The organism is Chthoniobacter sp. (genome assembly GCF_040003245.1).
Classification (GTDB): Bacteria; Verrucomicrobiota; Verrucomicrobiia; order Chthoniobacterales; family Chthoniobacteraceae; genus Chthoniobacter.
The window spans coordinates 1-7,107 of the sequence record NZ_JBDUCX010000311.1; the positions used below are offsets into that span (position 1 = coordinate 1).

Consider the following 7,107-nt stretch of genomic DNA (forward strand, 5'->3'; position numbering starts at 1 on the left):
ACTACTCGAATTTCGTGCAGTTCCCGATCGAGCTGAACGGCACGGCGGTGAACACGGTGCAGGCGCTCTGGACGAAGAACAAGAGCGAGATCACCGACGACGAGTATAACGACTTTTACAAATACATCGGCCACGAGAGCGAGCCGCCGCAGTACCGCCTGCACTTCTCGGCGGATGCGCCGTTGTCCATCCGCGCGCTGCTTTTCGTGCCGCAGAAGAGCTACGAACTGATGACGTTGACGCGCAGCGAGAGCGAGGTGAACCTCTATTGCCGCAAGATCCTCATCCAGCCGAAGGCGAAGAACCTCTTCCCCGAGTGGCTGCGTTTCCTGAAGGGCGTGGTGGACAGCGAAGACCTGCCGCTGAACATTTCGCGCGAGACGATGCAGGACTCCGCGCTGCTGCGGAAGATCAACGACGTGCTGACCAAGCGCGTGCTCAAGTGGCTCGACGAGGAAGCCAAGGCCGACCCGGAGAAGTACGACAAATTTTTCCACGAGCACGGCCACTGCCTGAAGGAAGGCGTGACCAACGACTGGCAGCATCGCGACGCCCTGGCGAAGCTGCTGCGTAGCGAGTCCTCGCACACCGCGGCGGGCAAGACGACCTCGCTGGCCGATTACGTGAGCCGCATGCCGGAAGAGCAAAAGGAGATTTACTATCTCATCTCCTCGAATCGCGAAGCGGCCGAGGCGAGCCCCTACTACGAGGTCTTCCGCGAAAAGAAGTACGAGGTGCTGTTCCTGTACGCGCCGCAGGATGAATTCGTGATGGAGCACCTGCGCGAGTTCGACAAGAAGCGCCTGGTGGGCGCGGAAAAGGCCGACCTCAAGCTCGACAAGGAAACCGCCGGCGCGCTGAGCGAAGAGAATTCGCGCCTGCTCGCCAATTTCATCAAGGAACGCCTCGGCGATCGCGTGAACGAAGTCCTCACCTCGAAGCGCCTCGTGGGCAGCCCCGCGGTGGTGGTGGACAGCGACACGCACATGACTTCCAGCATGCGCCGCATGATGAAGATGATGAGCCGCGAAGGCGGGCCGTCCATGGAGTCGAAGCCGAATCTCGAGATCAATCCCGACCACGCGATGCTGGTGCGCTTGAATACCATCCGGCAATCGGACGCCACGCTGGCCGGCGAAGTCGCGGAGCAGATCTTCGACAACGCCCTGGTCGCCGCCGGCCTGCTCGAAGACCCGCGCGCCATGCTCGGCCGGCTCAACGGCTTGCTGGAGAAGCTGCTGAACAAGTAGGTCACCGAAGACGGTGAAGGGCTGTTCACCACGAAGACACAAAGACTCGAAGAGGATGAGGCGGAAGTTTGTTTCCCTTCGTGCCTTTGTGCCTTCGTGGTTCCAGTCTTAAGCGGTCTTTGTTGCGCCTAAGAAAGGAGACGCCGCCGGGTGGCGTTTTTGGAATCAGTTCCGTGGCAGACTGGCATTGACTTGCCCCAGCCGCCTGTCCAGCCTCCCCACGGGGCCGATTCGATTCGTATCGTCCCAACCATCAACCCCTAACCCCTAAATCCCACACATGAAACTGTACCCCACATTTGCCCTCGTGGCAGCGACGGCCCTGGCCTTTGCCGCTTGCGAGAAGAAGGAAGCCTCGGTCGAGCAGAAAGCCGATGAAGGCAAGGCCACCATCGAACAGAAGGCCACCGAAGCCGCGGACAACGCCAAGGCCAAGGTCGAAGAAGCTGCGGCCGCCGCGAAGGCGAAGGCCCCGGAAGCCGCCGCTGCCATCGACAAGGCCGCTGCTGAAGCGAAAGACGCCGCCACCAAGGCGGTCGACGCAACCAAGGAAGCTGCCGACAAAGCCGTCGAAGCAACCAAGGATGCCGCCAACAAGGCTGCTGACGCCGTGAAGGACGCCGCTGCCCCCGCACCGGCCCCCGCGCCCGCTCCGGCCCCCGACGCGCCGAAGCCGAACAACTAAGCGACCTTCGCTGAAATTCATGAGCCCCGGCTTCGAGAAGAGGCCGGGGCTTTTTCGTTGTTGGGGCTGGGCCACGGAAACCATAGCCACCGTTGGTGTTTACCACAGAGGCGCGGAGGAACGAGAGAGGGCCGCAGAGGAAAAGTCTTTTCTCCCTCTGCGGCCCTCTCTCGTTCCTCTGCGCCCTCTGCGGTAAATTCCCGGTCATCATTGTCAGGCTCGGCTACGACAAGAATTCCACCGCCCCGCTGGGGCGGATGATGCGTTGGCGGCCCTTCCGGTGGCTGACGCCAACCGGCTAATCTTTTTCGGCCCTCCGGGCCGGAATCGGAATCGACTTCCTACTCCGCCTTGAGCGGCACTTCGAGTTGCTGGAGCACCTCGAAGACATGGCGCAGCAGGGACTTGTAATGTTGCTGCACCACGAGGTCGTTGGACTCTTTTTCCAGCGCGAGGTAATCCGCAAAGTCTTCCTGCAATTTCAGCGCGAGCAGCGTGCGCATTTGGGCCACGACATCGCTCACCGGTGCACCGGTCAGGGCGCCGGTGCTCACGGCGATATCCTCGGAGTGCTGGGTTAAATCGGTGATGCGCTCTTGCAACTCGGCATTGCGGGCCTCGAGCTGCTGGTTGAGCCGCGCCAATTCCTCCGGCGTCGGCTGGCCGGGGATGATCGGGCCCGCTGATTTCTCGGGACGGCGGTCATCGCGCGATTCGCGCCGGGCCTTGGTCTGCGCGGCACTGAGTTCGGCGCGCAGCGACTGGACGTAGCCGTCGATGCCGCGCAGCGCTTCGTTGAGATTGAAATTCTTGCCCACGTTGCCGGCATTGCGCGGCGTGTAGACGGGGCGTTCCCCGGCCGGCTTCTGCGGGCGGGGCTCGTAGACGGGACGCTCCCGGCGACCGCGGCCGCGCTCTTTTTCTTCGTCCTTGTCCTCGTCGTCCTCCTCATCCTCATCCTCATCATCGATGTCGTCATCATCGTCATCGTCCTCATCATCCTCCTTGGCCATCGTTTCGGCGCCCTCGACGGCCACGCCCTCCGGGCCTTCCGCGCTTTCGCCGGCCTCGCTAGGAGCGGACTCCTGTTCACCCGCCGGGGATTGCTCCGCACCAGGCTTCAAGACGGCGGCAATTTCCTCCGGCAAATCGCTGACCTCCTTGCGCAAGGCGCCCTGCCATTTCGCGCTCCAGCGCGCGACGCCCTTTTTGACTGCTTCCAGCGCCGGCGCGTCGAGCTTGCCCAGCCGCTCCTGCTCCCGCGCCCATTTCAAGACACCGAGCTGCGTGACCGGCGGATGCGGCAGCGTGAAGACCGCGAGCACTGCGCAATGGACCAGCGCATCGCCATCCGCGGGCTTTACGTCCGCGAGCGAGAGCTGGGCGAGCCAGGGCTTGCCGCGGCCGATGAAGACATTGGCAAAAATCTGCGATTGCTTCGTGGTGAGCAGGCCGGTGTCCTTGTCGCGCAATTCCCGCGCGACGCCCACGGCGAGCTTCAGCGCCACCGCCACATCGATCTTGAACAGCGCGCGCGACAGGCTCAGGCGAATCCGGCGCGAGGCATCCGTTTCATCCTTGCCGAGGCCGGCGAGCAACTGGGTGCGAAAGCCCGCGGTGAGTTCCACCCAGACGGCTTCGACGGCGCGCACGCCCACGATCCACGGCACGCGGGGCAGCGCTTCGATCGCGCGAGTTACCCCGGCGCGGCCACCGAGCAGCGCTTCCTTGAGCAACGTGGCCATGCGCTCTTCGTCGGCCGGTGAAAGGCGCGCCCTTTGGGAGGCCTCGGCCAATTGCGTGAGTTCGTCCGCCAGCCCGGGTTCGCCCGGCGTCGCTTCCGCGTCGCCCTCGGCTTCCACCGGCTCGGCGGGGTCCGTGGGCCCGGCATTGGCGACCGGCGTGAAAAGGTCTGCGGCAGGCGCTTCGACTGGCGCAGCTTCCGCGGGCGTTTCGGGTGGGTTTGCGGGGGTGGGTACGTCCGCGGGTGAATTCGTTTCCATGTGGGAAAATCAGGCGCTAAACAAAGACGCATCTGGGACGAACGCGAGGAAAAAAGCGGGCGCAGACGCCAGAGGCGCGATTTCTCGCCTCCGGATCGGAATTCGCTTCCCGCCCGCCGCGCCATACGTGTACATTAGACCACGTATGGCCACAAAAACGGAAACCCAAGAAGAGAGCAAAGTCACTACTGCCCGCAACAAGAACCTTGATCTCGCCATCCAGCAGATCGCCAAGGACTACGGGGACGGGGCCATCATGCGGCTCGGGGACTCGCAACACATGGATGTGGAGACCATCCCCACGGGCAACATTTTGATCGACCGCGCGCTCGGCGTCGGCGGTTTTCCGCGGGGACGCATCGTGGAGGTTTTCGGCCCGGAAAGCTCGGGCAAGACGACCCTCACGCTGACCCTCGTGGCGCAGGCGCAGAAGCGCGGCGGGCTGGCCGCCTTCATCGACGTGGAGCACGCGCTCGATCCGCAATACGCCAAGAAACTCGGCGTGAACCTGGACGACCTGCTCGTCTCGCAACCCAGTTCCGGTGAGGAAGCGCTGCGCATTTGCGAGACGCTCGTGCGCTCGAATGCGCTGGACGTCATCGTCATCGATTCCGTCGCCGCGCTCGTCACCAAGGCCGAACTCGAAGGCGAGATCGGCGACACCACCGTGGGCGCGCAAGCCCGGCTCATGAGCGCCGCCCTGCGCAAGCTGACCGCTTTGATTTCCAAGGCCCGCACGATCGTCGTGTTCACCAACCAGATTCGCGAGAAAATCGGCGTGATGTTCGGCAATCCCGAAACCACTCCCGGCGGCAAGGCGCTGAAATTCTACTCCAGCGTGCGCGTGGACATCCGGCGCATCGGCGCCATCAAGATTGCCGACGGCAGCGTGACCGGCAACCGCACCAAGGTGAAAATCGTCAAGAACAAGGTCGCGCCGCCCTTCCGCGAGGCCGAGTTCGACATCATGTACAACGAAGGCATCAGCCTGACAGGCTCCCTGCTCGATCTCGCCCTGGAGAAGGGCATCGTCGAGAAGCGTGGTTCGTGGCTCAGCTACAAGGGCACGCAGCTCGCCCAAGGCCGCGATGCCGCGAAGGAGATCCTCAAGGCCGACGCCGCGCTCTATACCGAACTCGAGGCCGCCGTGCTGGCGAAGCTCGACGAAGAGAAGGCGTAGCGTGGCGGACAGGCGAGGCCCGCTGCCGGTTCACGGCAGCGGACTCGCGGGAAGAATGGCGATGATCGGCTTGGCCGCCTCCGAGGCCTGCGGCTTGGGTGCGGGAGGAGGCTCCGCTTTCACGAGCTGGGTGGGCGGGGGCGTCTGGTAGATGCGGATGTAGTCGATCTGGAAGTCGTTTGGGAACACGGTCTTTTCATCCGGCTCGCCCGAGGGGCCAAGGCGGGAGCTGATGCTGTTGCTCAGGAGGACATACATGGGCACTTTCGGCACGTAATCGGCGGTCACCGTCTTGCGGGCAACGCCATCAACGTACCAGACCGCGCGTCCGGCCGTCCACTCGAGGCCGATGGTGTGCCAGTCGTTGACGAAATCCGTCTCAGTGTCGCCAGAACTGTCCCAAAGTGTCTCACGCATCGTGCCGTAGGCCAAGCCGTGATGCATCTTGTGCTGGCCGCCGTAGTACTCGGCGATATCGAATTCCGGCGGCCAGCTGTTCTCATCCTGCGGCATGAGCCAGAAGCAGGGCCACAGCCCTTTCCCGCCCGGGTATTTCGCCCGGATCTCGACGTAGCCATAAGTGAATGTGAACTTGTCGTGCGTCGTGACAAGCCCCTGCGAGTAGTCGAAGAGGCCCATCGGCTCACTGCCGGAGACCACTTTGTGCTCGGTGCGCAGGTGCAACCGGCCGTCGCTGAGGATCACGTCTTCATCCAGCGTGTAGCTGAGGTAATACTCGTTGTGGTAGCGCGGACCGTGCGTGCCCGGGAAATCCATGGTCGTGTTCCATTTGCTGACGTCGAGCGCCTGGCCCTCGAATTCATCACTGAAAACCAACTGCCATCCAGCAGGGGGTGCCGCCATTAGGGGCGAAGAAGCCATCCAAACCAAGGCCAACAGGCCGATGGCACTGTGCGGAGGACGAGAGATTCGCATTCGCGCTACTGCTTACGCAATATAGCATAAGCAGCAGAACTACTAGCTTTATCTGTGCCAATTTCAAGCCGGGCTGTTCAAAGAGGAGCCATCCAGCTAGAAGGAACCCATGTCGAACTCCAGCTCCATTCTTCTGGCGGTCAATGGCACCCTGATGCGGGGCCTCGAACTGAATCCCAACCTCCTCTCTGTAGGAGCGTCCTTTGTGCGGGAGGATCGCACAGTGTCGGCCTATCGCATTTTCTCGATCAACGACCGGCATCCCGGCATGTACCGCGTGGCCACCGGGGGCGTCTCCGTGGCGGTCGAAGTGTGGAATGTGCCCGCCAGCGGGTTGGCGGACATCCTGGTCAAGGAGCCGGCCGGCCTGTGCGTCGGCAAGGTCAAGTTGGCGAACGGGGAAGAGGTGCTCGGCGTATTGGCGGAAGTGATCCTGTGCACGGGGCAACGGGAGATCAGCGAATTCGGTGGCTGGCGCGCCTACCGGGCGTCCGTGGACTAGGGCGGTTCAACTTAAACCAAGCCACCGCTCGTGGTGACTGTAGAGCTGAAAAACGCCCACAGATCGAAGTGAACGCTAGTGGTTCATTTTGATCATATTAAGATCGTCTGTCGTAATTTACGCATTCGGCCTGATGGCAATTGGGCAAAGAGCGGTCCATTTTCTCTGTAAGTCATTGATGCTGAGGGCTGGCACAGCGGCTGCTAAAGGGCGCCCCTGCCATCACCTCAGCCCCAATCGGTTCCCGAATGGAGTTCCAGCGCTCGAAGAGCCTTGGACGGTTTTACAGGGGTGTCGGCAGCAACCAACAAACCAACAAAACCACTACACTACCCTGTATGAAACCGAATCGAACGTTATCCCTGCTTGCCGCAGCAGCCATGCTGTCGTGGGCGGGTTTCGTAGCTCCTTTGGCCGCGCAGGACGCTCCTGCCAAGGCTCCAGAGCCGGCGGCTGCGCCTGCTGAACCTGCTCCCGCAGCAGCCGCTCCTGCCGAAGCCGCTCCCGCACCTGCCGCAGCTCCTGCGGAGGCCGCCAAGGAGGCCGCTCCC

The 7,107-nt window shown here is 62.6% G+C and carries 7 protein-coding genes; 5 read left to right on the forward strand and 2 right to left on the reverse strand.

Annotated features, from left to right (window positions below):
• A partial coding sequence (htpG, locus tag ABJF10_RS27930) for a molecular chaperone HtpG (RefSeq protein WP_348547904.1) occupies positions 1-1,250 on the forward strand: 1,250 nt, incomplete at its 5' end.
• A gap of 280 nt (positions 1,251-1,530) precedes the next feature.
• Positions 1,531-1,935, forward strand: coding sequence for a hypothetical protein (locus ABJF10_RS27935; protein WP_348547905.1), 405 nt, complete (start codon positions 1,531-1,533; stop codon positions 1,933-1,935).
• A gap of 341 nt (positions 1,936-2,276) precedes the next feature.
• Here the strand turns inward: ABJF10_RS27935 and ABJF10_RS27940 are convergent, their stop codons facing one another.
• Entirely contained in the window at positions 2,277-3,938 is a 1,662-nt protein-coding gene (locus ABJF10_RS27940) for a hypothetical protein (RefSeq protein WP_348547906.1), read from the reverse strand.
• A gap of 145 nt (positions 3,939-4,083) precedes the next feature.
• On the opposite strand from ABJF10_RS27940, the gene recA reads away from it, so the two are divergent.
• Positions 4,084-5,118, forward strand: coding sequence for a recombinase RecA (recA, locus tag ABJF10_RS27945; protein WP_348547907.1), 1,035 nt, complete (start codon positions 4,084-4,086; stop codon positions 5,116-5,118).
• Between the two features lie 30 nt (positions 5,119-5,148).
• Here the strand turns inward: recA and ABJF10_RS27950 are convergent, their stop codons facing one another.
• A complete protein-coding gene (locus tag ABJF10_RS27950) occupies positions 5,149-5,982 on the reverse strand; it encodes a glycoside hydrolase family 16 protein (protein ID WP_348547908.1) in 834 nt (277 codons plus the stop codon).
• A 181-nt stretch (positions 5,983-6,163) separates the two neighbouring features.
• On the opposite strand from ABJF10_RS27950, the gene ABJF10_RS27955 reads away from it, so the two are divergent.
• Together ABJF10_RS27955 and ABJF10_RS27960 are read left to right on the forward strand one after the other, a co-directional pair.
• Positions 6,164-6,556, forward strand: coding sequence for a gamma-glutamylcyclotransferase (locus tag ABJF10_RS27955; protein WP_348547909.1), 393 nt, complete (start codon positions 6,164-6,166; stop codon positions 6,554-6,556).
• Between the two features lie 338 nt (positions 6,557-6,894).
• The coding region (locus ABJF10_RS27960) for a hypothetical protein (RefSeq protein WP_348547910.1) at positions 6,895-7,107 on the forward strand (213 nt) is incomplete at its 3' end.

Excerpts from the sequence above, each read along its gene's own strand:
- ABJF10_RS27935 (WP_348547905.1), top strand. The coding sequence starts at position 1,531 with ATGAAACTGTACCCCACATTTGCCCTCGTGGCAGCGACGGCCCTGGCC.
- ABJF10_RS27940 (WP_348547906.1), bottom strand. The coding sequence starts at position 3,938 with ATGGAAACGAATTCACCCGCGGACGTACCCACCCCCGCAAACCCACCC.
- recA (WP_348547907.1), top strand. The coding sequence starts at position 4,084 with ATGGCCACAAAAACGGAAACCCAAGAAGAGAGCAAAGTCACTACTGCC.
- ABJF10_RS27950 (WP_348547908.1), bottom strand. The coding sequence starts at position 5,982 with ATGGCGGCACCCCCTGCTGGATGGCAGTTGGTTTTCAGTGATGAATTC.
- ABJF10_RS27955 (WP_348547909.1), top strand. The coding sequence starts at position 6,164 with ATGTCGAACTCCAGCTCCATTCTTCTGGCGGTCAATGGCACCCTGATG.